The 25,899-nt window shown below is 67.2% G+C and carries 18 protein-coding genes and 1 pseudogene; 12 read left to right on the top strand and 7 right to left on the bottom strand.

Translation table 11 applies throughout. The features are described 5' to 3' along the window. Positions 1-13: 13 nt before the first annotated feature. Entirely contained in the window at positions 14-1,801 is a 1,788-nt protein-coding gene (locus tag ACFVJ3_RS38160) for a thiamine pyrophosphate-binding protein (RefSeq protein ID WP_378456993.1), read from the top strand. Further along, positions 1,798-3,384 (top strand): GMC oxidoreductase, encoded by a 1,587-nt coding sequence (locus ACFVJ3_RS38155; RefSeq protein WP_378456992.1) that lies wholly within the window; start codon positions 1,798-1,800, stop codon positions 3,382-3,384. The genes ACFVJ3_RS38160 and ACFVJ3_RS38155 overlap by 4 nt, the downstream gene beginning before the upstream one ends. 57 nt (positions 3,385-3,441) lie before the next feature. On the opposite strand, the gene ACFVJ3_RS38150 is transcribed toward ACFVJ3_RS38155, so the two are convergent. From ACFVJ3_RS38150 to ACFVJ3_RS38140, 3 genes and pseudogenes are all read right to left on the bottom strand, one after another. Beyond that, on the bottom strand, positions 3,442-4,677 hold the full coding sequence (locus tag ACFVJ3_RS38150) for an MFS transporter (protein WP_378456991.1): 1,236 nt from the start codon (positions 4,675-4,677) through the stop codon (positions 3,442-3,444). A gap of 116 nt (positions 4,678-4,793) precedes the next feature. Next, positions 4,794-6,110: pseudogene (locus tag ACFVJ3_RS38145) on the bottom strand (MFS transporter); the annotation flags it as partial. Positions 6,111-6,341: 231 nt separating this feature from the next. Next, the gene (locus tag ACFVJ3_RS38140; RefSeq protein ID WP_378456990.1) at positions 6,342-7,883 is read right to left on the bottom strand and encodes a PucR family transcriptional regulator; all 1,542 of its coding nucleotides are present in this window, start codon (positions 7,881-7,883) and stop codon (positions 6,342-6,344) included. Between the two features lie 132 nt (positions 7,884-8,015). Between ACFVJ3_RS38140 and hisD the strand changes: the two genes are divergently transcribed. The 7 genes from hisD (at position 8,016) to ACFVJ3_RS38105 (ending at position 17,871) form a co-directional block, all read left to right on the top strand. After that, a complete protein-coding gene (gene hisD / locus ACFVJ3_RS38135) occupies positions 8,016-9,341 on the top strand; it encodes a histidinol dehydrogenase (protein WP_378456989.1) in 1,326 nt (441 codons plus the stop codon). After that, positions 9,338-10,732: an aspartate ammonia-lyase gene (locus ACFVJ3_RS38130; RefSeq protein WP_378456988.1), complete on the top strand. Its 1,395-nt coding sequence runs from the start codon at positions 9,338-9,340 to the stop codon at positions 10,730-10,732. The genes hisD and ACFVJ3_RS38130 overlap by 4 nt, the downstream gene beginning before the upstream one ends. 171 nt (positions 10,733-10,903) lie before the next feature. Next, positions 10,904-12,490, top strand: coding sequence for a GMC family oxidoreductase (locus ACFVJ3_RS38125; RefSeq protein WP_378456987.1), 1,587 nt, complete (start codon positions 10,904-10,906; stop codon positions 12,488-12,490). Positions 12,491-12,525: 35 nt separating this feature from the next. Beyond that, positions 12,526-14,325, top strand: a complete 1,800-nt coding sequence (locus tag ACFVJ3_RS38120; RefSeq protein WP_378456986.1) for a thiamine pyrophosphate-binding protein — start codon at positions 12,526-12,528, stop codon at positions 14,323-14,325. A gap of 12 nt (positions 14,326-14,337) precedes the next feature. Next, positions 14,338-15,177: a sugar phosphate isomerase/epimerase family protein gene (locus ACFVJ3_RS38115; RefSeq protein WP_378456985.1), complete on the top strand. Its 840-nt coding sequence runs from the start codon at positions 14,338-14,340 to the stop codon at positions 15,175-15,177. A gap of 174 nt (positions 15,178-15,351) precedes the next feature. After that, positions 15,352-16,734 carry an NAD(P)/FAD-dependent oxidoreductase gene (locus tag ACFVJ3_RS38110; RefSeq protein ID WP_378456984.1) on the top strand — a complete coding sequence of 461 codons (1,383 nt, stop codon included), beginning with the start codon at positions 15,352-15,354 and terminating at the stop codon, positions 16,732-16,734. Positions 16,735-16,806: 72 nt separating this feature from the next. Beyond that, on the top strand, positions 16,807-17,871 hold the full coding sequence (locus ACFVJ3_RS38105; protein WP_378456983.1) for a LacI family DNA-binding transcriptional regulator: 1,065 nt from the start codon (positions 16,807-16,809) through the stop codon (positions 17,869-17,871). Between the two features lies 1 nt (position 17,872). On the opposite strand, the gene ACFVJ3_RS38100 is transcribed toward ACFVJ3_RS38105, so the two are convergent. After that, entirely contained in the window at positions 17,873-18,766 is an 894-nt protein-coding gene (locus ACFVJ3_RS38100; protein ID WP_378456982.1) for a LysR family transcriptional regulator, read from the bottom strand. 112 nt (positions 18,767-18,878) lie between these two features. Between ACFVJ3_RS38100 and ACFVJ3_RS38095 the strand changes: the two genes are divergently transcribed. Together ACFVJ3_RS38095 and ACFVJ3_RS38090 are read left to right on the top strand one after the other, a co-directional pair. Continuing rightward, positions 18,879-20,369: a CoA-acylating methylmalonate-semialdehyde dehydrogenase gene (locus ACFVJ3_RS38095; protein ID WP_378456981.1), complete on the top strand. Its 1,491-nt coding sequence runs from the start codon at positions 18,879-18,881 to the stop codon at positions 20,367-20,369. Between the two features lie 12 nt (positions 20,370-20,381). After that, complete coding sequence (locus ACFVJ3_RS38090) at positions 20,382-21,542, top strand: iron-containing alcohol dehydrogenase (protein WP_378456980.1); 1,161 nt, start codon at positions 20,382-20,384, stop codon at positions 21,540-21,542. A 2-nt stretch (positions 21,543-21,544) separates the two neighbouring features. Here the strand turns inward: ACFVJ3_RS38090 and ACFVJ3_RS38085 are convergent, their stop codons facing one another. From ACFVJ3_RS38085 to ACFVJ3_RS38075, 3 genes are all read right to left on the bottom strand, one after another. Further along, positions 21,545-22,366, bottom strand: coding sequence for a PhzF family phenazine biosynthesis protein (locus ACFVJ3_RS38085; RefSeq protein WP_378456979.1), 822 nt, complete (start codon positions 22,364-22,366; stop codon positions 21,545-21,547). A gap of 74 nt (positions 22,367-22,440) precedes the next feature. Beyond that, on the bottom strand, positions 22,441-22,935 hold the full coding sequence (locus tag ACFVJ3_RS38080) for a DUF3830 family protein (protein ID WP_005244798.1): 495 nt from the start codon (positions 22,933-22,935) through the stop codon (positions 22,441-22,443). A gap of 68 nt (positions 22,936-23,003) precedes the next feature. After that, on the bottom strand, positions 23,004-24,245 hold the full coding sequence (locus ACFVJ3_RS38075) for an aspartate aminotransferase family protein (protein WP_164059384.1): 1,242 nt from the start codon (positions 24,243-24,245) through the stop codon (positions 23,004-23,006). 114 nt (positions 24,246-24,359) lie between these two features. Between ACFVJ3_RS38075 and ACFVJ3_RS38070 the strand changes: the two genes are divergently transcribed. Next, complete coding sequence (locus ACFVJ3_RS38070) at positions 24,360-25,808, top strand: NAD-dependent succinate-semialdehyde dehydrogenase (RefSeq protein ID WP_378456978.1); 1,449 nt, start codon at positions 24,360-24,362, stop codon at positions 25,806-25,808. The last annotated feature ends 91 nt before the right edge of the window (positions 25,809-25,899 follow it).

Genomic DNA, 25,899 nt, shown 5'->3' with positions numbered 1-25,899 from the left:
AGGAGACACGATCATGGCGAAATTGACCGGCGGGCAGGTGGTCGCCCAGGTCCTGAAGCAGTACGGCGTCGAGTACGTCACCGGCATTCCCGGCCACGGCATCTGGTCGCTCACCGATGCGTTCCTGGAGAAGGGGTCCGAGATCCCGTTCATCCAGGTCTACCACGAGCAGAGCGCCACACACCTCGCGGACGGGTACTACCGGGTGTCCGGCAAGCCGATGGCCGCGGTGGCGTCGATCGGGGCCGGTGCGGCGAACACCGTGCTCGGACTCGCGACCGCATACAGCGACTCGACGAGTCTGCTGTGCATCACCGGCGGACCGCCCACCCACATGCGCGGGCGCGGCCTGCTCCAGGAACTCGAGCGGCACACCGACAACGGCTTTCCGCAGGTCACCGACGCAGTGTCGAAGCGCAGCTGGGTCGCCACCCGCGTGGAGGAACTGCCGTTCATCATGCACCGCGCATTCAGCACCATGCTGACCGGTCGCCCGGGGCCTGCGCACATCGAGGTCCCGATGGACGTGCAGGCCGAGGCCGCCGACGTCTCCCTCCACGACCTCGCACGACGGCTGCCGGTCGGGCTCCAGCAGCCCGACCCGCTGGCGATCGACAAGGCCGTCGACGTGCTCCGTGACTCACGCCGCCCGGTGATCGTCGTCGGCGGCGGCGCCATCACGTCCGACTCGGCCGACGAAGTGCTCGCCCTCGCCGAGGCGTGGCAGATCCCCGTGGTCACCACGTGGAACGGCAAGGGCGCGTTCCCCGAGGACCACGCACTGTTCGCAGGCAGCGTCGGCCAGACCGGAACGATCGTGGGCAACGCCGTCGCGTCCCGCGCCGACGTGGTGATCTCCATCGGATGCCGGTTCACCGACTGGTCCTCCTCCAGCTACGCGCAGGGAGTCACGTTCTCGATCCCGCCGGCCAAGCTCATCCACATCGACATCGATCCGCACGAGATCGGCAAGAACTACCCGGCGGAGGTCGGCATCGTCGCCGACGCCAAGCCGACCGTCGCCGCGATCGTCGCCTCCCTCCCCCACAGCAGCGCCGACCGGTCCGAATACCTTGCCGAACTCGAGCAGCTGAAGGCGGAGTGGGAGACCAAGCTCGCAGGCCGTCGCGATTCCGACCGGTTCCCGTTCACCTCCCAGCGCCCCCTCGGCGGCCTGCGGTCGGTGATGGAACGGGACGGCATCATCGTCGCCGGCTCCGGCAACACCCAGGGCGCCGTGAAGCAGACGTTCCCGGTGTATCACCCGCGCACCCACCTGACGTCCGGCGGATTCTCGTCCATGGGCTGGGCCGTGCCCGCCGCCATCGGCGCCAAGCTCGCCGCCCCCGACCGGCAGGTGGCGTGTGTGCTCGGTGACGGCGACTTCCTCATGACGTCGCAGGAGATCGGTGTCTGCGTGCAGCACGACATTCCGGTGGTCTTCGTGGTCCAGGACAACGCCGGCTTCATGTCCATCCGCGGTGGCCAGCGCAAGCAGACCAGCCGGCACATCGGCACCGAGTTCAACCGCCCCGACGGCACCCCGTACAGCCCCGACTTCAAGGCGCTCGGCCAGTCCTTCGGCCTCGAGTCGTTCCGGGTGGACGACCCGGCCGACCTCGAGAGCACCTACCGGAAGGCCTTCGACTCGAAAGCTCCTGCGCTGATCGAGATCCCGACCGATCGCGACGCGGCCGGACCGTGGGTTCCCGGCTGGTGGGACTTCCCGGTTCCCGCCTACATCGAGGACGAGCGCCAGGACGAGTACTGGGCGACGCGAGCAAAGGAACAGCACCTGTGAGAACGTCGGGACACGATCAGATCGACGCGTATTCACCTCTGCGCGAGGGCGCGGTGGTCGACGTGGGCGACTCCGACACGGTCACGGCCGATGTCGTGGTCGTCGGATCCGGGATGGGTGGTTCGACGCTGGCGTGGGCGCTCCGCGATCGGGACGTCGACGTCCTGGTCGTCGAGCGCGGGCGGTTCCTCCCCCGCGAGGTGGAGAACTCGCAGGCCGCTGAAATGTTCCTCGAGGGCCGGTACAAGACCGCGGAACCGTGGTTCGACGGCAGCAACGGTGAGCCGTTCCAGCCCGGCGTGTACTACTGGGTGGGAGGCAACACCAAGTTCTACGGCGGCAGCCTCCCCCGCTTCCGCGTCACGGATTTCGAGGAGACGCAGCACTGCGACGGCATCTCACCGAAGTGGCCGTTCAGCTACGCCGATCTCGAACCGTTTTACGCCGAGGCGGAGCGTCTCTACCAGGTGCACGGTAGCGACGGCGAGGATCCGACGGAACCGCCGCGGTCGTCTCCGTACCCGTTGCCACCGCTGCCGCACGAGCCGACGATCGAGCGTTTCGCATCGTCCCTTCGTCAGCAGGGCCTGCACCCGTTCCACACACCGAACGGCATGAACCTGACCACACAGGAGCGTCGACGGCAGTCGACGGCGTCGGACGGCACCCCGTCGCAGACCGATCACAAGAGTGAGGCGGAGAACCGGGCCTTGCGTCCCGCGCTCGAGTCGGAGCGGGTGCGCCTGCTCACCGAGGCGAAGGTGACGCGTCTGCTCACCGACGCGAAGGGAACGCGAATCGTCGCCGCGGAGGCCGATTTCCGTGGTCGCACGATCCGAATCACGGCCAATCAGTTCGTGGTCTCGGCGGGCGCGGTCAACACCGCGACACTGCTGCTCCGATCGGCCGACGAGCGGAATCCGGACGGCCTCGGCAACTCGTCGGGGCTGCTGGGCCGGAATTACATGGTGCACAACAGCACGTTCTTCATGGGCGTCAACCCCTTCCGCACGAACACGACTGCGTGGCAGAAGACCCTGGGAATCAACGACTGGTACGTCGCGGGCCCGAACAACGAGTACCCGCTCGGCAATCTGCAGATGCTCGGCAAACTGCAGGCCGCGCACGTGAAGGGGGCACGGCCCTGGGCTCCGATGTGGGCGCTGAAGGCGGTGGTGGATCGCAGCCTCGACATCTACCTCACCACCGAGGATCTGCCGACGCGGAACAACCGGGTCCGGATCGACGGCGACCGGATCGTCGTCGACTGGACTCCCAACAACACTGCACCGCACAGTGAACTGGTTCGCCGCGTCTCCGCGACGGTCCGCAAGGCGGGGTATCCGATCATCCTCACCGAGCGGATGGGGATCGCGACGAACTCGCACATGTGCGGAACCGCGGTCGCGGGTACCGATCCGGCGGCGAGTGTCCTCGACCCGAACTGTCGCAGTCACGACGTCGACAACCTGTGGGTCGTGGACGGTTCGTTCTTCCCGTCGTCGGCGGCGCTCAACCCCGCGCTGACCATCGCGGCCAACGCGTTGCGAGTCGCACCCCACATCGCTTCTGCCGCAGTGTGATGTGATCGGAACACGTGATCGCCCGGCCTCGCTCTCGGAGGCCGGGCGATCACGTGTTCATTTCCAGCTGATCTGTTCCGCGGCGAGCGGATGGTCCTCGGTCTCTCGGGTTTCGCCGGCAGCATTCGCCACCAGCCCGGCGAGGACGGCGCCGGCGAGGACGATGTAGAAGGCCTGCAGGAGTCCGAACTGCTCCCCGAGCAACCCGAGGAGCGGCGGCCCGACCAGAAACGCCATGTACCCGAGCGTCGATACCGCGCTGACGCGTCGCGCGGCGTCGGCCCCCGAGTCGGCCGCCGCGGACAGTGCCAGCGGAAAACCGAGGGCCACCCCGACACCCCACAACGCGCACCCCAGTGCGGCGAGTACCAGGTTCCCCGCCAGGATCACGATCAGGATCCCCGCCACCGCGAGCGCCGCGGACCAGCGGACGGTCGCAGAGCGGCCGTACCTGTCGACGACGCGCCCACCGAGCAGGCGGCCCGCCGTCATCGCGGCCACGAACACGACGTAGAACGCGGCGCCGGTGGCCGACCCGACGCCGTATCCGTCGACGATTCCCAGTGGCAGCCAATCGTTGGCACTTCCTTCCGCGAACGCCATGCCGAGAGCGATCAGGCCGAGGAGAACGATCCGGGTGTCCCGCCATATGGCCAGACCGCTGGACGTGCCGGACCGACGGCGCGTGCGCCCGACCTCTCGTCCGGTGGCCGGAGGTAGCAGGGCCACCACGCTCCCGCTCGACACGAGGACCACGACGGCAAGCACCCCGAGGTGCAGGGGTACCGGAACGTCGAGCAGTTCGGCGATCGCCCCGAGGCCGGCGCCGGCGAGCGTTCCGAGACTGAATGCGCCGTGTAGTAACGGCAGAAAGCTGCGTCCCATGCGCTTCTCGATCGCTGCGCCCTCGACATTGAGCGCCACCTCGCACATGCCGAACCCCGCACCGGTGAACGCGAGTCCCAGAGCGACCAGAGCCGCGATCGCGACACCCGAACCGAGCCCCACCGTGAACAGGCCGAGGCTGGCGACGGCCGCCGCGGCCGTGATGACGTGACGGGCGCCGACCCGGGCGACGACGGGACCGGCGAGCAACAGCCCCGCCATCGATCCGATCGACAGACCGAGAATGATCAGGCCCATGTCGCCCGTGCCGACTCCGAGGGACGAGCGAATGGCCGGCGTGCGGGTCACCCAGGACGCATAGGTGATCCCCGTCCCGACGAAGATCACGAAAGTTGCTGTTTTCCAGCCACACTCACCGCGCTTCAACGGCGGACTCTCGGTAGGCACAGCTGTCTCCTGTTCGCGTCGGGAAATGGTTAATCGTATCACCGGATAGTGACACCAAAGCGGTCCGGCACCTCGGGAGAGGTACCGGACCGCAGGAACCGAAAGCGCCGGAGGACCTATCCGGTCGCGACCTCGTGTCTGCTCGTCTCCGACGCCGGCTTGTGGTAGCGCGGCACCAGGCGCATCAGCGCGGGACCGCCGATCGCGATCAGCACGAGAAGGATGACCGGCAGTAGGGGCATCCATTCGATACCGAGGTTGTCGACGACGACGGTGATCGCGGCCGGCCCGACGAGCATGCCCACGTAGCCGATTGCGTTGACCAGACCGATGTTCCGTCCCGCGTTCTCGGGATCGCGTCGCCCGGCCGCCGACAACATGAGCGGCGCCATGCACGCCAGGCCGAGTCCGAGCAACACGAAGCCGGTGAGGGCGAGCGGCGCCGATCCACCCAGCATCGCGAGAAGCGCACCGGCGGCACCGATGACACCGCTCGCACCGACGATCAGTCGAGCACCGAAGTACTCGGCCAGCTTGTCGCCGAACAACCGGCCGACGAACTGCGCTCCCGAGTAGAGGGTGACGGCCGTCGCTGCCAGGCCCGCCGTGGTGCCGACCGCGCGGCGAACGAATTCCTGACCCCAGTCCAGGACCGCGCCCTCGCTCAACATCGATCCGAGCAGGAGCACACCGAATCCGATCATCACGAGGAGCGTCGCCGTGGTGGCCGAACGCTTCCCCGGGTGCGCGGGGTCGGCGGCGCCCGGAATCTCGTCCCGTTCCGGAGGCAGCAACTCGTCGAGGGAGAGAAGCCATTTACCGAAGACGACACCGAGTACCGACAGGACCACGCCGATCGAGATGTAGGCGACGGCCGGACTGTCGGTGAAGTGCCGCGCCAGAGCGCTGCCGACGAGGCCGAGAACGAAGCCACCCGCCGGGTAGGCGGCGTGGAACGCGGACATGATGGGTCGCCCGTAGTACCGCTCGACCTGCACACCGTGGGTGTTGAACGCCGTGTCGAAGGCGCCGCGGAGCAGTCCGATGAGCACGCCGATCACCATCGCTCCGACCAGTCCGTCGAGGAAGGCGAGGGGGATGTAACAGAGGGGGTAGACGACCATCGTGGGCATGGCCGTGTTTCTCGGACCGTACCGATCGATGAAGGGGCCGATGGCGAAGCAACCGACGGCGGCGCCGATGCCGATCGACAGCGCGAGGAGGCCGAACTGGGAGTCGCCGCCGTCGCCTTCCCATCCGAGGTGACTACGCAACGAGGTGGTGCTCGTCGACCACATCAACATCACGGCGCCCAGCTGGAAGAAGCCGAAGAATGTCGCGATTCGCGCCTTACGCACGCGTGTATGGTCGAGCACGGGAGCGGTGCCTGCTCCATGTGTTGCCATGATTTCGTCCTTGCGGTAGGTCTCGGACCGCCGCGGGCGCCTACGGGGGTAGGCGTCCGTTCAGCGAGAAGCGAGTGCGTGAACTTTCGATCAACGCCGACTGGATGGCCGGAATCTTGGGGAAAACACTACGAAGGTGACGCGCCGCACAACAGGTACAGACCGTGTACCTCCTGCGCGCGAACTGCACAGAATGAGAAGACGGCACTGACCGTGTCATCGTCGCCCGCTCCGCCATCATGGTCGCCCGCTCCGCCATCATGGTCGCCCGCTCCGCCGCGCCACGATTGACGACCCCTCGAGCAGATCCAGCCCCTTCACCGCCAGCAGCAGGCTTTGCCGGGTGGCGGCGTCATCGAGGGATTTGCCCAGGATCGCGGCGATGCGGTCGAGCCGGTTGTACAAGGTCCGGCGCTGGATGAAGAGTTTCTCCGCCGCTTCGGTCTTGCGGCCGTCGACGGCGAGGAATGCTCGCAGTGTCGGCAACAGCGGGGTCGTGGACTGCGCATCCTTCGTGAGCAGTGGGCCGAGCTCGTCCTCGACGAAGCTGGCGAGCTCGGGCCCCTGCGCCAACGTCACGAGCAGACGTTCGACGCCGAGATCGTCGAAATGCAGCATGGGTGAAGCAGGCAGGGAACGCGACACCGCGGCAGCACTTTTCGCCTGCGTGACCGCGACCTGCAGCATCGACGCGGGCACCGCGCGGCTCATGCCGCCGCCGTGCTCCATCGTCCCGAGCAGGCCCGCGAGCTCGGCGCGGGTCCGGCCGGACTCCGCCGCCACGGCCACGACGTAGTCGCCCATGTCGGCGCTGATCGCACCCGTGTCGATCTGACGGCCGGCGCGCGGACCGGGCGACTCGTCGCGGGCATCCTTGTTCGCGATGACGACGACGATCTGCCCCGACCCCAGCTGGTACCCGAGTCTGCCTGCCTGGTCGACGAATTCGGCCCCGGAGAGATCGCCGATCAGCAGTCGCGTGATCAGTGCCGTGCTCCGCTGATCGTCCCTCGCTTCCCGGCTCCGGTCGGTCAGCAATGAGATCGCGACGGACGCGGCAGCGCGCTCGGTCGCGAAAGCCGCGGTGGACCGTTCGGTCGCGGGCCGGTCGGTGAAGACGTGAATCCAGCCCCACGGCTGACCGCGCATCAGCACCGGCCTGCGGACGCATCCACTGTCGTCGCTGTGGAGGCCCCGCGCGTGCCGGTCCCAGTCCTCGATGCCGGCCTCTTCGTCGAACTCGCCGACGTACGCCATCACGCGATGCGCGATGTTCTCGAGTACCACCGTGCCGTCGGTGAGTTCGGCCAGCGTCTGCACGATCGAGAGATAGTCGGCGCCGTCCAGGAGCAGGTTCGAGAACGTGGACTCGACTTCCCGTTCGTAGGTGAGGGCCTGCAGGCGCTTGTCGGTCAGGATCTCGTGGACCTGCGACGAGACACCGGCGAACGACACCTCGCGGGCAAGGGCGATGATCGGCAGGCCGCAGGCCTGCCCTTCGGCGACTACTGCATCCGGTACGCGGTCGAACATCCGTCCCGACTCCTCGATGACGAGAGCGGCGGCCCCGGCATGAGCGGCTGCGCGCACGAACACCTGTTGAAGGGCGCCCGTGCTGCCCATTCCGAGCCCGGCGGTCAGGAGTAATTCTCCACCCCGGAGGAAGCGGGCGATATCCGAGATCTCCGACGAATGCACCCAGCGGACCTCACGGTCGAGGCTGCCGGATCCGGTCAGGACACGGGCTCCCGCGTCTTTCAGGAGATCGATGTCGAGAGCGTCGGCGACGGTGAAGACCATGCTCAATGGTACACAGAACGTGCATGAACCGACGCAAACAGTTCCCACAATGCAACTGTCGGAAACACGTGCGGCACCGCGATGCTGAGTGACAACAGATCCAGCCCCTCGCTCATCCGAAGGAAGCATCCCATGTCATTCGTTCTCAAGGCCGCCGTCGGTGAACCAGCGCAGCGGGCGAGCAACCCCGCCGTGGTCGACACCGTCGCCGCCGTCATCGCCGATGTCCGCGCGAACGGCGACGAGGCCGTCCGGAAGTACTCCGAGAAGTTCGACGGCTGGTCCCCCGAATCGTTCCGGCTGAGCGAGGACCGGGTCGCGGAGATCGTGAAGTCCGTTCCCGAGACCGTCCTCGACGATCTGCGATTCGCGCAGCGCCAGATTCGCGACTTCGCCCAGGCGCAGCGGGACTCCATCCAGGACCTCGAGGTCGAGACCCTGCCGGGCGTGTTCCTCGGGCACCGCAACGTCCCGATCGACGCGGCTGCCGCCTACGTCCCCGGCGGGCGCTACCCACTGACCGCGTCCGCGCACATGACGGTCCTCACCGCGAAGGTCGCGGGTGTCGAACGCGTGGCCGCGACGACGCCTCCGAATGCCGGGGAGCCGCCACAGATCAGCGTCGCGGCGATGCACCTCGCCGGCGCCGACGAGATCTTCGTCCTCGGCGGAGTGCAGGCCGTAGCCGCACTCGCGCTGGGCACCGAAACCATCGACCCGGTATCCATCCTCACCGGCCCCGGCAACGCCTACGTGGCCGAGGCGAAGCGCCAGCTGTTCGGCGAGGTCGGGATCGATCTCTTCGCCGGACCGACCGAAACGCTCATCGTCGCCGACGACCTGGCCGACCCGTTCACCATCGCCGTCGACCTGCTGAGCCAGGCCGAGCACGGCCCCGATTCGCCGTGCGTGCTGATCACCACGTCGGAGTCCGTGGGCCGAGCGGTGATCGATCATATCGACGCCCTGCTCCCCGGCCTGGTCACCAACGCGATCGCCGGCCCCGCGTGGCGTGATCACGGCCAGATCCACGTGGTCGACACCCTCGACGAGGCGTACCGACTTGCCGACGTCTTCTCGTCGGAGCACGTCCAGATCCTCACCGAGGACCCCCGTCGGGCCCTGACCTCCATGCGGAACTACGGCGCCCTGTTCCTCGGCGAAGGCACGTGTGTTCCTTACGGCGACAAGCTGATCGGCACCAACCACGTTCTCCCGACGCTCGGTGCGGCCCGCTACACGGGCGGTCTGTGGGTGGGCAAGTTCCTCAAGACGCTCACCTACCAGGAGGTGCGCGACCTCGGCAGCAGCGCGAAGCTCGGCGAGGTGTGCGGTCGCCTGTCGCGTCTGGAGAAGTTCGAGGGGCACGCCCGCTCCGGCGACCTTCGCGCCGCCAAGTTCGGCAACGCCCCGCTCCCGTGGGGCAACATCCCGACCCGGGTGACGTCCGAACGATGACCCGCATCGAGCACGACCTCCTCGGCGACCGCGAGGTCCCCGACGACGCCTACTACGGCATCCACACGCTGCGGGCGACGGAGAACTTCCCGATCACCGGCATTCCGCTGGCCAGCCATCCCGACCTCGTGTCGGCGCTGGCGTCCGTCAAGCAGGCGGCGGCGCAGACCAACGCCGGCCTCGGCCTGCTGCCGCGGCGCGAAGCGGACGCCATCGTGGCGGCCTGCGAGGAGATCCGGGCCGGCGCCCTGCGCGACCAGTTCGTCGTGGACGTCATCCAGGGTGGTGCCGGCACGTCGACGAACATGAACGCGAACGAGGTGGTGGCCAACCGGGCGCTGGAATTGCTCGGCCACCGGCGCGGCCGCTACGAGTATCTCCATCCGCTCGAGCACGTAAACATGAGCCAGAGCACGAACGACGTCTACCCCACCGCGATCAAGGCCGGCCTGCAAACCGCCCTGACCAGGCTACGGGCAGCCATGCACGACTTGGCGGCGGCGTTCGCGGTGAAGTCGACGGAGTTCTCCGACGTCCTCAAGGTCGGCCGCACCCAGTTGCAGGATGCGGTTCCGATGACCCTGGGGCAGGAGATCGCGACGTTCGCTCTCATGATCGACGAGGATTCTCAGCGACTCGGGGAGGCGGCGACGCTCATCTCCGAGATCAATCTGGGCGGAACAGCGATCGGGACCGGCCTCAATGCGCACCACGAGTACGCGTGGCGGGTGCGCGAGCATCTTGCCGCGATCACCGGGATCGAGGTGACGACGGCGTCCGACCTGATCGAAGCCACCCAGGACGTCGGGGCGTTCATGCAGCTGTCCGGGGTGCTCAAGCGCACCGCGGTGAAGCTGTCCAAGATCTGCAACGATCTTCGGCTCCTGTCGTCGGGTCCGCGCGCCGGCTTCGGTGAGATCACGTTGCCGCCCGTGCAGGCGGGGTCGTCGATCATGCCGGGGAAGGTGAACCCGGTGATCCCGGAGGTGGTGAACCAGATCGCCTTCCGGGTGGTCGGCAACGACCTGACCGTGACGATGGCGGCCGAGGGTGGGCAGCTTCAGCTCAATGCCTTCGAGCCGGTGATCGCGCACAGCCTGTTCGAGACGATCGAACTGCTCACTCGCGGTTGCACCGTCCTGCGGGAGCGATGCGTGGTCGGCATCGGCGCGAACATCGACCACCTGAAGAACATGGTGGACGCATCGATCGGCGTGGTCACGGCCCTCAACCCGCACATCGGGTACACCGCGGCCACCGCGATCGCGGCCGACGCACTCGCGACCGGGCGCACCGTCGCCGCGCTCGTGCTCGAGCGGGGCCTGCTCAGTCGCGAGCAACTCGACGACGTGCTGCGGCCGGAAAACCTCACTCGACCGCTCGTGCCCTGACGGCGCGAGCAACTCATCCTCAGCCGGGATGAGTTGCTCGTGCGGGGTTGACATCCAGCACACTGCCGCTAACCTTTAGTTATACGTATAACCAATTCACCGACTGCCGGTTCGCGTCGACCCGCCCGGCAGAACCGTGACACCACTCCCTACGACCGAGGAGCAGGACCCATGAGAGACGCATCCGTGGGGGAGCCCACAGGCCCGAGCAAACACAGCTACGACGTCGTCATCGTCGGCAGCGGAATGGGCGGCGGGACGCTCGCCTACGCGCTCGCGGACTCGGGAGTCGATGTGCTTCTGATCGAGCGCGGCGACTTCCTGCCGCAGGAAAAGCAGAACTGGGACCCGCAGGAAGTTTTCGAGGGACACCGGTACGCGAATGCCGAGCAGTGGTACGACACCGAGGGCACACCGTTCAGCCCCGGCACGTACTACTACGTCGGCGGTAACACGAAGCTGTACGGCTCGTCGCTGGTGCGGTTCCGGCGTGAAGATTTCCAGTCGACGCAACACGAGGCCGGCGAATCTCCCGAGTGGCCCTTCTCGTACGACGACTTCGCGCCGTATTACGCACGGGCAGAACAGGTGTACCGAGTCCACGGCGATCCCACCGACGACCCGACGCTCCCCCGCGACGAACCCTTCCCCTACCCGGCGATCGGACACGAGCCACCGGTGCAGGAGGCGGCAGACGCACTGCGGCGTCTCGGGTACACGCCGTCGAACATCCCACTGGGCATCGACCTGCGGGACGGTGGCGGATGTATTCGATGTCAGACCTGCGACGGGTTCCCCTGCCGGTTGCTGGCGAAGTCGGACGCGGATGTGCGCTGCGTCCGGCCGGCCATCGCGTCCGGCTCGGTGGAACTGCTGACCAACGCGTACGCCGAGCGCGTACTCACCGACGAGACCGGGCAACAGGCCACCGGCGTGCAAATCCGGCACCGCGGTACCGAACTCGTCGTCGACGCACGCACCGTGGTGGTGTCCTGTGGCGCCGTCAACTCCGCGGCGCTGCTGCTCCGGTCCGCGAACGCCGCACACCCGGACGGTCTCGCCAACTCCTCCGGCATGGTCGGGCGAAACTACATGGTGCACAACAACTCCATCATGGTCGGCATCAACCCGCTGAAGAAGAATACGTCCGAGTTCCAGAAGACGTTGTACATCAACGATTTCTACACGCACGGCACCGCAGACCACCCCTACCCGCTGGGACACGTGCAACTCATCGGCAAGTTGCAGGGCGAGATGATCAAAGGCCAACGGCCGCTGATCCCCAAGTGGGCACTGAACCAGGCCACGGCCCGCAGCATGGACTGGTGGCTGTTCACCGAGGATCTGCCCGATCCGGACAACCGGGTCACGCTTACCGACGACGGCAACATCCAGATCGCGTGGACCCCCAACAACACTCGCGCCCACGAGGTCCTCGTCCGCGAGGTACGGAAGATCCTCCGGAAGATCGGCTATCCGTTCGTCTTCAGCCAGGGCACCGGCATCGAGGTCAACTCCCACCAGGCCGGCACGGTACGGGCCGGAACCGACCCCGCGACCTCCGTGCTCGATGCCGACTGCCGCACCCACGACGTGAACAACCTGTACGTCGTCGACTCGTCCTTCTTCCCGTCCCTGCCCGTGATGAACCCTGCCCTGTCCATCGCGGCCAACGCCTTCCGCGTCGCCGAGAGCATCGCCGACCGAGTCGGCAAGACCCGTTCCCACGACACCCCGACCCAGTCCGCGTCCCTGTGACGCTTCGCCCCCACCACACCCAGAAAGCCTCTTCGATGACAACACAGAAACTCACCGGCGGACAGATGGTCGTCGACTTCCTCATCCGCGAGGGAGTCGAGAAGGTCTTCGCGATCCCCGGACACGGCAACACCGCCCTCCTCGACGCGTTCGTCGACCGAGCCGACGAGATCGAACTGGTGCCGGCCATGCACGAACAGGGCGCCGCCCACATGGCCGACGGCTACTACCGGGCCTCCGGCAAGATCGCCGCGATCTGTACCTCCATCGGACCGGGCGCGACCAACACCCTCACCGGACTCGCGACGGCCTTCGCCGACTCGATGCCGATGCTCCTGATCACCGGCGCCGTGCACACCTACATGGAGAACCGCGGGGTGCTCCAGGAGATCGACCGCCCGCACGGCAACAACTTTCCCCGCATGGTGGAGCCGGTGGTCAAGCGCTGGTGGCAGCCCAGCCGCCTGGAACAGCTTCCGGTGGCGCTCGCCCAGGCGTTCAACACCATGCACGAGGGTCGGCGCGGACCCGTGCTCGTCGACATCCCGCAGGACCTGCAGGCGGAGTACGGCGACTACACCCCGGACACCGGTGCCCGCCGTCCTGCCACCCGTGCAACCGGTGACCCGGCCGTGATCGCCGAGGCCGCACGCCTGCTCGCCGGTGCGAAACGTCCCGTCATCGTGGCCGGCGGCGGCGTCATCCACGCCGAGGCCGCCGCGGAACTGATGGCCGTCGCCGAGCACCTCGGCGCACCGGTGACGCACTCGTTCCAGGGCAAGGGCGCGTTCCCCGCCGACCACGACCTCTACGCGTGGCCGTGCGGCGACATGGGTTCGATCCCCGGCAACGGCGTGACGCGCACAGCCGACGTGATCCTCGCGGTCGGCTGCCGGTTCAGCGACCGCATCACGTCGTCGTACCGTCCCGGCGTCACGTTCGACATCCCGAACACCAAGCTCGTGCAGATCGACATCGACGGTTTCGAGATCGGCCGCAACTACCCGGTCGAGGTCGGCGTCGTCGGTGACGCGAAAACGTCCCTCGCCGCGCTGCGCGACGTGCTCGCCGACCTCGGGCCTGCCCTCGACTACCGCGACACCGACTATTTCGCCGAACTGCAGGACCTCAAGGCGCAGTGGGAAGAACACCTGCGGCCGATGCGGACCACCGACTACCTGCCGATGACCAATTCGCGGGCGATGGTCGAGATCCGCAAGGCCCTTCCGCGCGAGGGCATTCTGGTCACCGACTCGTCCAACCCCGCGAACCAGGCGTTCAACGAGTTCCCGATCTACGGCCCGAAGACCAACATCGTGGCCGGTGGCTTCTCCGGCATCGGATTCGGTGTGCCTGCCGCGATCGGCGCGCAGATCGGTGCCCCGGACACCCCGGTCCTGGCGATGGTCGGCGACGGCAGCTTCCTCCAGACCGGCACCGAGATCGCGACCGCCGCCATGCTCGGGGTGCCGCTGGTGATCGTCGTACTCAACAACGGCGGCTGGGAAGCGATCAAGGACCTCCAGATCAGCCTGTTCGGTGAAGAACGCGAAATCATCTCCGGGTGGAAGAACCTCGACGGGACACCGTATTTCGCCGACATCACCCGGTTCGCTCAGTCACTCGGCTGCAGTGCCGAGCGCGTCGAGGACCCGGAGAAGCTGGCCGACGCCATCGAGCGCGCGTTCGCGACGCCGGGCCCGGTGATCATCGAGGCGATGAGCGCCCACGAGCTGCCGTGGACCGAGATGCACCCGACCGGCTGGTGGGACGTCACCGTTCCCGCGTACCACGGCGAGGTCCGCGACGACTATGTCGCGCAACGCGGATTCTGATCGGAGACCGGCATGGGAGAGATCAAACTCGGTCTCAATCTGGAGTTCGCCCGATTCGAGAACGGGTCGTTCGACTGGGCCATGGACCAGGCCGCGGAGATCGGCTACAAGTACGTCGAGCCGATGGTCTACTGGGGCCGCGAGTTGCTGAGCACCGCCGGGTACTTCCACACCCGGTCGATGCTCGACGACCCGCTCATCATGCGGGACGCCGCCGAATCGCGCGGGCTGACCATCTCCTCGCTGTCCAGTCATGCACCGCTGGCCAAGCCGGACGTGAGCGTCGACTATCTGAAGCAGTCGATCCGCTACGCGGCCGAGGTCGGGTCCCCGATGATCATGGTCGACGATGGGCCGCTGCCGACGTGGACCACCGAGGCGGAAAACTACACGCTGATGCGGTACACGCTGCAGGAGGCGGCGAAGGTGGCCGAACCGCGCGGCATCAAGATCGCGATCGAGACGCACGGCGAGTACACCGCGACCCCGGAGCGGCTCGAGAAGATCATGACGCTGATCGACAGCCCGGCGCTGACGATCAACCTCGATACCGGCAACAGCTATCTCAGTGAGAACGACCCGCACGAGTGGCTCGACCAGATCGTCGGCGGCGTCACGCACCTGCACGCCAAGGACATCGGTGTCGAGGACGCGAAGAGGCTGCGCGGCAAGGTCCGCGGCATGCTCGGCTGCGCCTGCGGCGACGGCGTCATCGACTGGGAACGGATCGTAAAGACCCTGCACGACGCCGACCACGACGTCGTTCTCTCCGTCGAGTGCGGTGGCCTCGAGGCCGCGAAAAAGAGCTACACCTACCTCACAGATCTGATCACTCGCACCCGGGCCGGCTGACAACGGCGTCGCCGGTCCCGCAGGTGATCTCGCGACACGCCGGGTCCTGAACCGACATTCGAGTCTCCGGTGCGTCGTGTCCACCGTGCCGCCCGACACCCCGTGTGTCGGGCGGCATGCTTCACCCCTACCAGTAGTGCGGATGGCGATAGCGCGATCCGGGAAGAGCTCGTGATGAATACTCCTGCCCGCACCGAGGCACGTCATCGCGTGGTGATCGTCGGTTCCGGATTCGGCGGCCTGTTCGCCGCGAAGGCGTTACGCCGCGCCGACGTCGACGTGCTCGTCGTCGACCGCACCAGCCACCACCTGTTCCAGCCGCTGCTGTACCAGGTGGCGACCGGAATCCTGTCCGAGGGAGAGATCGCACCGTCGACCCGGATGGTGCTGAAGAAGCAGTCGAACGCCTCGGTGATCCTCGGGGACGTCACCGGCATCGACCTGGCCGCGCGCAGGATCACCTCGACCCACCGGGGTGGAACGACCACCACCGAGTACGACAGTCTGATCGTCTCGGCCGGAGCCCGGCAGTCGTATTTCGGTAACGACCACTTCGCCGAACACGCCCCCGGCATGAAGACCATCGACGACGCACTCGAACTCCGTGGCCGGATCCTGGGCGCGTTCGAACGTGCCGAGCTGTCCACGGACCCCGAGGAGCGGGCCCGCCTCCTGACGTTCGTGGTGGTCGGCGCAGGACCCACCGGGGTGGAGATGGCCGGTCAGATAGCGGAACTGGCGCATCGAACCCTCGTCGGCGCGTACCGGAACATCGACACCCGTGACGCCCGGATCGTCCTGCTCGACGCCGCGTCGGCGGTGTTGCCGCCGTTCGGCGACCGGCTCGGGTCCACCGCCGCCGAGCGCCTCGAGAAGATCGGCGTCGAGGTGCGGCTCGGGGCGACCGTCACCGACGTCGACGCGGACGGCGTGACGATCAAGGACGGGCGAGGCGAGACCGTCCGCATCGAATCCGCGTGCAAGGTGTGGTCGGCGGGTGTGGAAGCCAGCCCGCTGGCCCGGCAGCTGGCCGAGCAGTCGGGGGCCGAACTCGACCGCGCCGGGCGGATCGCCGTCCACGAGGATTTGACGGTGCCGGGACACCCCGAAGTGTTCGTGATCGGCGACATGATGGCCCGCGACCGCCTCCCCGGGGTGGCGCAGGTCGCGATCCAGGGTGGCCGCTACGCGGCGCAGCAGATTGTCGCCGATGCCGGCGGGCGCGCATCCTCACCCGCCCGCGTCCCCTTCCGGTACCGGGACAAGGGGTCGATGGCGACGATCTCGAGATTCAGCGCGGTCGTGAAGGTCGGGGGCATCGAACTCGCGGGATTTCTGGCCTGGATCCTGTGGCTGGCCGTCCACGTCGTCTACGTCGTCGGGTTCCGGAGCCGGCTGTCCACGCTCATGTCGTGGACGTGGACCTTCCTCGGGTCGTGGCGGGGACAGATGACGGTCACCGATCAACAGGTGGTGGCGCGCAACGTCATGGGCAAACTCGTTCTCCTCGACCGGTGTGAGGACGACGATGACGCTGTTGTCGCCAGAGCGAGCTGACACCCGGGGGACGCGCACGGTCCGGCCGATAAGCTGGGCTCGGTAACCGTGCGACGGAGAGGATCGGCATTCGTGACCACGATGCACGACGTCGCCCGAGCGGCAGGCGTGTCGCAGGCCGCGGTCTCGTACGCGTACAACCAGCCCCACAAGCTGTCCGCAGCCCGGCGCGCCCATATCTTCCAAGTGGCCGCGGAACTCGGCTACGCCGGTCCCAACCCCGCGGGACGCAATCTCCGCACCGGGCAGGTCGGTGCACTGGGGCTGATGATCACCGACTCGTTGCGCTACGCGTTCGACGATCCGGCCACCTCGCAGCTGCTGAAGGGCATATCGGAGGTCGGTGAACTCGCCGAGGTCGCGCTGACGCTGCTGCCCTGCCCACTCGAGTCGACCCGGGTGGCCGAGGGTTCCGGCGTGCTCGTGCGGGGCGCGGTGGACGGCTTCCTCGCGTACGCGATGCCGGACGGCCACCCCGGAATGCAGACGGCGATGAGCCGCCGGCTGCCGATAGTCGTGATCGACGGTCCCAATCCTGGCGGACTGCCGCGGGTCGGAATCCGGGACCGGCAAGCTGCCAAGGAGATCGCGGAGCACGTCCTGTCGCTCGGACACCGCCGCGTCGGGTTTCTCGTCGACCGGCTCGTCCCCGACGGGAAGGGCGGGCCCGTCGACGCCGCCCGCACCAGGGCCGCACGAGACCACGTGATGAAGGAACGCCTCGCCGGCTACGCGTCCGCCTGCCGCAAGCACAAGGTGCCGTGGTCGTCCGCCGTGGTCGTCGAAGCAGGCGGGTTCGACTACGAACTGTCGCGCACCGCCGTCGAGACGCTGCTCGATGCCGGCCCCGTGACCGCCGTCATCGCAGCCTCCGACCTGCTGGCCCTCGCGGCCATCGACGTCGCACACGAACGTGGCCTCCGGGTGCCGCAGGATCTGTCGGTGGTCGGTTTCGACGACATTCCCGCGGCCCGGGCCGCCGGACTCACGACGGTCCGGCAACCACTCGTCGACAAGGGCCGCGAGGCCGCGCAACTGCTGCTCGACATCATCGGCGGCGGAGCGGGACGGGAAATCACACTCCCCACCGAGCTCGTCGTCCGCGAGAGTGCCGGACCCGTTCCCGCGGATCGGTGAGTTACCCTGTTGCGCCTCGCAGTTCGGGATTGCCGTCGACGATGGAGTAGAGCGCCTCGGTGATCGCCTTGACCCGGGCGAGTCGCGTCAGTTCCCGCGGTACCACCAGCCAGTAGGTGCGGTGCGCGATGAAGTCGTCGCGGAGAACCGGCACGAGATCCTCGTCCAGCGCCCCGATGTAACTCGGCAGCGGCGCGATCCCGACTCCGTGCTTCACGGCCTGGTAGTGGCCCGCGATGTTGTTGGTCTGGATCTGCGCCTGGAAATCCGGAATCAGCGCGTCGAGGATTCGCAGCGGTTCGACGTCGAGGAAGGCATCGACGTACCAGATGAGCGTGTGGTGCCGGAGATCGTCGAGTGACGTGATGGGGCCGTGTTCGTCCAGGTAGTCCCGTGACGCGTACAGACGGAGGTCGTAGTCGGCCAGTTTGCGGACCACGACGGACCGCGGCGACGGACGCTCGAGGGTGACGGCGATGTCGAAGTCGCGCCCGGTCAGCAGGTCGTGGGTGGTCGACGTGACGAGTTCGGTGAACAGATCGGGGTGCTCGGACCGCAGTGCGGCCAACCCCGGCACCAGCACGAACGACCCGAAACCGTCAGGAGTGATGATCCGGACGGTGCCCGTCAGCCCACCCAGGGACGAGGTTTCATCGAGAGCGGAGAGCACCGCGGATTCCACCGCCTCCGCATGGGGAACCAGTCGCCGGCCCGCCTCGGTGAGCTGCCACCCCGACACGCCACGATCGAAAAGTCTCGTGCCCGTGTCTTTCTCGAGTCGGGTGATTCTCCGCGAGACGGTCGTGTGATCGACACCGAGCCTCTTCGCCGCATCGGCGAGGCGGCCGGTTCTCGACAACTCCAGGAGGTAACGCATGTTGTCTGCCGTAAACATCGCCCACATCCCTCGTGCAAAAGTGCAGTCCGAAGTGCCATTTTACTCGTTGACGCAGGCATTGTTGCCCAGCAGACTCGTGGGCACCCCACCTTTCCCAGGAGTGAACCCCATGGCCGTTATCTCGCATTGGCTCAACAACAAGTCCTACCCCGGAACGCGCGTCGATACCGCTCCCGTGACGAACCCGGCGACCGGTGCCGTGACCGGGCAGGTCGCCCTCGCCAGCGTCGAGGACGCCCGCGCCGTGATCGATGCCGCCGCCGCCGCGTTCCCCGCCTGGCGCGACACCTCCCTCGCCAAGCGTTCCTCCATCGTGTTCAAGTTCCGGGAACTGCTCAACGAGCGCAAGGGCGAACTCGCCGAGATCATCACCGCCGAGCACGGCAAGGTCGTCTCCGACGCGTTGGGTGAGGTGAGCCGCGGGCAGGAAGTCGTCGAATTCGCCTGCGGCATGCCCCACCTGCTCAAGGGCGGCATGACCGAGAACGCCTCCACCAACATCGACGTCTCCTCCATCCGCCAGCCCGTCGGCCCGGTCGGGATCATCTCCCCGTTCAACTTCCCCGCCATGGTCCCGATGTGGTTCTTCCCCATCGCCATCGCCGCCGGCAACACCGTCGTGTTGAAGCCGTCCGAGAAGGACCCGACCGCCGCGATCTGGATGGCCGAACTCTGGGCCGAAGCCGGCCTGCCCGCCGGGGTGTTCAACGTCCTGCAGGGCGACAAGACCGCCGTCGACGAACTCCTCACCAACCCCGCCATCAAGGCCATCAGCTTCGTCGGCTCCACCCCCATCGCCCAGTACGTGTACGCCACCGGCACCGCCCACGGCAAACGCGTCCAAGCCCTCGGCGGGGCGAAGAACCACGCCATCGTCCTCCCCGACGCCGACCTCGACCTCGCCGCCGACGCCATGGTCAACGCCGGCTTCGGCTCCGCCGGCGAACGCTGCATGGCCATCTCCGCCCTCGTCGCGGTCGGGGACATCGCCGACGAACTCGTGTCCAAGATCAAGGACCGCACCGCCACCTTGAAGATCGGCGACGGCACCCAGGACTCCGACATGGGACCGCTGGTGACGAAGGTGCACCGCGACAAGGTCGCCTCCTACATCGACGCCGGAGAAAACGACGGCGCCACCATCGTCGTGGACGGCCGCACCGTGCAGGCGAATGGCGGCACCGACGGGTTCTGGCTCGGCCCGACCCTGATCGACCACGTCACCACCGACATGTCCGTCTACACCGACGAAATCTTCGGACCGGTCCTGTCCGTGATCCGCGTCGAGTCCTACGACGAGGCCCTGGAATTGGTGAACTCGAGCCAGTTCGGCAACGGCACCGCCATCTTCACCAACGACGGCGGCGCCGCCCGACGGTTCCAGAACGAGGTCGAGGTCGGCATGGTCGGCATCAACGTCCCCATCCCCGTCCCGATGGCCTACTACTCCTTCGGTGGCTGGAAGAACTCCCTCTTCGGCGACAGCCACGCGCACGGCACCGAGGGCGTGCACTTCTTCACCCGCGGCAAGGTCGTCACCACCCGCTGGCTCGACCCCAGCCACGGCGGCATCAACCTCGGCTTCCCCCAGAACAACTAAGGAACCTCTCCCATGACCGCACACCTCTCACTCCCCCGCTTCGCCAGAATCGGGGCTGGAGCAGTCGACGAGATCGGCTCGGTTGTCGACCAATTAGGTCTGCAGAGGCCGGTTCTCGTCACCGACTCCTATCTGACCGGCACCGGCGCGGCCGATCGGATCATGAGCCTCCTCAGGTCCGCGGGCAAGGAGCCGGCACTATTCGCCGGCACCGTGCCCGACCCCACCACCGATTCTCTGGAGGAAGGGCTGAGGATCGTCGCCGAGCACAATGCGGATTCGGTGATCGGGTTCGGTGGCGGTAGTCCGATGGACACCGCGAAGGCATTGGCCGTGCTGTCCGCGAACGGCGGCGAGATGCGGTCGTACAAGGCACCTCACGTATACACCGGTAATGCACTGCCGATCATCGCGATACCGACCACCGCCGGAAGCGGCTCGGAGGCGACGCAATTCACGGTCATCAGCGACAGCGCGTCCGACGAGAAGATGCTGTGCCCGGGGCTCTCCTTCCTGCCGATCGCCGCGATCGTGGATTTCGAACTCACGATGTCGATGCCGCCGCGGCTGACCGCCGACACCGGAATCGACGCGCTCACTCACGCGATCGAGGCGTACGTCAGCAAGAAGGCCCAGCCGTTCACCGACGGACTCGCTCTCTCCGCGATCCGCACCATCGGCAAGCACATCGGCACTGCGTATGCGGACGGTGAAGACCGCACCGCGCGGGAGGCGATGATGGTCGCGTCCATGCAGGCCGGCATGGCGTTCTCCAACTCGAGTGTGGCGCTGGTGCACGGAATGAGCAGGCCGATCGGTGCGCATTTCCATGTCGCACACGGACTGTCGAATGCCATGCTGCTTCCCGCCATCACGGCGTTCTCCGTGAAGGGAGCGGAGAGCCGCTACGCCGACTGCGCGCGTGCGTTCGGCGCTGCACCGGAATCGGCGGGCGATTCCGTCGCAGCGCAGTTCCTCGTCGAAACCCTGAGCACGCTGTGTCACGACCTGAAGGTTCCGACGCCGCTCGCATACGGGATCGACCGCGACGCCTGGGACGGCCTCATTCCGTTGATGGCAGAGCAGGCGCTGGCGTCCGGATCGCCCGGCAACAATCCGGTTGTGCCCACTGCCGGCCAGATCGAGACGCTGTATTCGGAGGTCTTCAGCTAGCGCTAGAACCCGACGGTGCCCCTGAGGTATCGCCGGTACGCCCCGGACAGGTGGACGCGGTCGCCGCGCACCTCGCAGTGAACTGTTCCTCCCCGCGCTGACAGTTGGCGTCCGACAAGGCTGTTTCGGCCCAGGACGTCAGCCCAGTACGGCGCGATCTGCGAGTGCGCGGACCCCGTCACCGGGTCTTCCCGAACGCCGGCGGCGGCGCCGAACCAGCGCGACACGAAGTCGAGTCCGTCCGAGTCCGACGTTGCGGTGACGACGATGCCGCGCACCTTCAGCGGGCTGATCACGGCGAAGTCGGGGGCCATCGACGCGATGTCGCGTTCGGACTCGGCAACGAACACGAGGTCAGTGGCCTTCAGGCACTCCCGCACCGGAATGCCGAGTGCTGCGACGATCCGGGAATCGGCCGCGGTCGGCACCGGCCGCTCGGCCGGGAAATCCATCACCAGCGTCGCGTCCGGTCCACGGTCGACATGCAGCCAGCCGCTGCGCGTCCAGAACTGGATGCGGGCGGCCCCCGGGTGCACGTCCTCGAAGATCTGTGCGGCGGTGGCGAGGGTGGCGTGGCCGCACAGGTCCACCTCGACGGCCGGAGTGAACCATCGCAGGTGATACGCCGGGTGTTCCGGGTCGTACGGCTCCGCGTCCACGGGAAGGCGGGCGGTGTAGAACGCCGTCTCGGACAGGTTGTTCTCTTCGGCGAGTTGCTGAAGAACCGAATCGTCCAGCCAGTCGGTCAGCGGCATGACCGCCGCCGGGTTGCCCTCGAAGGGTCCCGCGGCGAATGCGTCGATCTGATAGATGTCCAGCTTCATAACGTCCGATGGTGGAGGATGCCCGGACGCTCGTCGAGGGCCATGCCGCACACTCTGGACCGGTCCCGCCGACGTCAGGCCCGCGCGAAGCTCATCGTCTCGCCTTCGACCCCGCGCATCCACAGGTCGTTGCACGCGGCCGCCAGTTCCGGCAGTCCCTCCTCGATGGCGGCGAACACGTTGCCCGGCACCCAGCCGACGTCGCCGTTGAGCAGGAGATTGTTGCGGCCGTAGAAGATCGCGAGGTCGGTGGCGCCCTGCGCGGCGTGCGCCTCGGAGCCGGGCTCGTACCCGTAGGCGGAGTTGCCGATCTCCCACGGCTCGAAGTCGAACAGGCACACGTCACCGGGAATCGGTGTGACGGTGGGGTTTTCCCGCCTCGGTGCCGCGGTGATCCGCGGGATCAGCGTGTACACCTCGTTGCGCGCGTACTTGGCGTGGTACGCGTCGCCGCTCTGCGGAAGCACGTCCCACACCGCGTCGCACGTGAGTGGTGCGTCCTCGTCCAGAAGCCGGGCACGGCAGGTCACGCCGCGCTTGTCCAGGCTGATGGTGATGTAGCGAGCCACAGGTCCTCCTTCGGAGCCTGTGAGTACTTATTAACCGCGGGCGGTTAATAAGTACTCACGGGTGCTTGTCACACTTCGTCGAGTACTTCGGACCAGATTTTCAGGGCGTCCTCGATCTGTTCCGCCGTCACGATGAGCGGTGGAATCATCCGTACCACGTTCATGTGGGCGCCGCAGGTCAACAGCAGCAGCCCCTTCTTCGCGGCCAGCTGCTGCGCCGCAGCCGCTTTCGCGCGGTCCGCACTGCCGTCGGCGGCCGTGAACTCGCTGCCCACGAGCAGTCCGAGACCGCGGACGTCGCCGATCCCGTCGATGGCGCGCGTGCGCGCACCGTCGAGCAACTGGACGCCCCGCGCAGCGGCGTTGGCCACGAGATCTTCCTTCTCGATCACCTCGAGCGTCGCGACAGCGGCCGCGCAGGACACGGCGTTCCCGCCGTACGTTCCGCCCTGCGACCCCGGCCAGCCCTTGGCCATGAGTTCCTCGGACGCCGCGATGCCCGACAGCGGGAAGCCGCTGGCAAGACCCTTGGCGATGGTGATGATGTCGGGGCGGACGTCGAAGTGCTGGTGCCCGAAGAACTTGCCGGTGCGGCCGAAACCGGTCTGGATCTCGTCGATGACGAGCAGGATGCCGTATCGGTCGGCGCGCTCGCGGAGCCCCTGGAAGAACGCGGTGTTGCCGGGCACGTAGCCGCCCTCGCCGAGGACGGGCTCGACGACGAACGCCGCCGTCTCGTTCGGCGCGGTGAGTGTCGCGAAGATGTAGTCGAGTTCCTTCAGCGCGAACGCGGTCGCCTCCTCCTCGGACCAGCCGTAGCGGTAGGCGTTGGGGAACGGTGCCACGTGCACGCCGCCCATCAGCGGGCTGAAGCCGGCCGAGAACCGGGTGCCGGATGTGGTCATCGTCGCCGTCGCGACCGTGCGTCCGTGGAATCCGCCGTGGAAGACGATCACGTTGGGGCGGCCGGTCGCCTGCCGCGACAGCCGCAGCGACGCCTCGACGGCCTCGCTCCCCGAGTTCGCGAAGAACAGCGAGTCGAGTCCCGGGGGCAGGACCGACCCCAGTCGATCGACCAGCTCGAGCATCGGCTGGTGCATGACCGTCGTGTACTGGCCGTGGATCAGGGAGCCGACCTGTCTGCGCGCGGCCTCCACGACGTGCGGGTGACAGTGCCCGGTACTGGTGACGCCGATGCCCGCGGTGAAGTCGAGATAACGGCGGCCGTCGGTGCCGTAGAGGTAGCAACCTTCACCGTGATCGACCGTCACGGGTGTGGCCTGAGCGAGCAGTGGAGATAGCCGAGTCACGAGAACCCTCCCACGCGTAGATGCCGTCCGATGTCGGCAAGTGCATTGTCAGATTGTTGACAATCTGTATAACATGGGGAGCGTCCCTTCGGCAACGGAGAATGGGGAAAAATCATGCTCGAGGAAGCAGCAATCGCATCGGTGCAGACCGGCCTGTTCATCGGCGGCAAGTGGCGCGACAGTGCCCGCACGATGCCGGTCCACGACCCGTCCACCGGACAGATCCTGTGCACGGTCGCCGACGCCGACGCCGCGGAGGCCCGCGAGGCGCTCGATGCGGCGGTGGCGGCGCAACCGTCGTGGGCGGCCACGACACCCCGCGAACGCAGCACCATCCTCATGAACGCGCACCGGCTGCTGCTCGAGAACGTCGACCGGCTCGCGCTGGTCATGACGCTCGAGATGGGCAAGCCACTCACCGAGGCACGGGGCGAAATCGCCTACGCCGCAGAGTTCTTCCGCTGGTTCGCCGAGGAGGCCGTCCGCATCGACGGCGGCTACATGACGGCGCCCGGCGGCGGGTCGCGGTTCCTCGTCACCAAGCAGCCCGTCGGACCGAGCTTGCTCATCACCCCGTGGAACTTCCCGATGGCGATGGGCACCCGGAAGATCGGGCCCGCCATCGCGGCCGGGTGCACCTCCGTCATCAAACCTGCGGCCCAGACACCGCTGTCGATCCTGGCGCTCGCCGACATCCTCACCGAGGCCGGGCTGCCGGACGGCGTCGTCAACGTCGTCACCACGTCCAGCCCCGACGAGGTCATCACTCCACTCATCCTCGACGGCCGGGCCCGCAAGCTCTCGTTCACCGGTTCGACCAAGGTCGGGAAGCATCTGCTCGAACTGTGCGCCCGCACCGTCATGCGCACATCCATGGAACTCGGCGGCAACGCGCCGTTCCTCGTCTTCGACGACGCGAATCTCGACGACGCCGTCGACGGGGCGATGGCGGCGAAGATGCGCAACATCGGCCAGGCCTGCACGGCTGCCAACCGCATCCTCGTGCACAGTTCGGTCGCCGAGGAATTCACCCGCAAACTCACCCAGCGGATGGAGGCCCTGCCTGTCGGGCGCGGCACCGAGGACGGCGTCGTCGTCGGACCGCTGATCGACGAGGCGGCTGTCGCGAAGGTGAGCAGTCTCGTCGCGGACGCGATCGAACGCGGCGCCTCGGTGCTCACCGGCGGCGAGGCACTCGACCGCCCGGGCAACTTCTACCCGGCGACGGTGCTGACCGGTGTGTCCGACGACGCCGAGATGTGCCACAACGAGATCTTCGGTCCCGTGGCCGCGATCAGCACGTTCGAGACCGAGACCGAGGCCGTCGAGCGGGCCAACGACACCCCGTACGGGCTGGTGGCCTACGTGTACACGGAGAGCCTCAAGCGCGGCATCCGCGTGTGCGAAGCGCTGGAGTCGGGCATGGTCGGACTCAACCAGGGAGTGGTGTCGAACCCTGCCGCGCCATTCGGCGGCGTGAAGGAATCCGGGCTCGGGCGCGAAGGCGGGACCACCGGCATCGACGAATTCCTCGAGACCAAATACATCGGTGTTGCCGTCTAGAAGCCTAGAAGCCTAGAAGCGGCGTAGCCGGTTTTTGGGGTCAAGTTTGTGGTGTATGGGTCACGTTCGACTGCTTGATGTTTCATGCTGC

Origin of the sequence: Rhodococcus sp. NPDC127593 (genome assembly GCF_042671975.1) — a bacterium.
Lineage (GTDB): Bacteria > Actinomycetota > Actinomycetes > Mycobacteriales > Mycobacteriaceae > Rhodococcus_F.
Note: the sequence above shows the minus strand (reverse complement) of the source record. Positions and strands in the feature narration are given on the sequence as shown.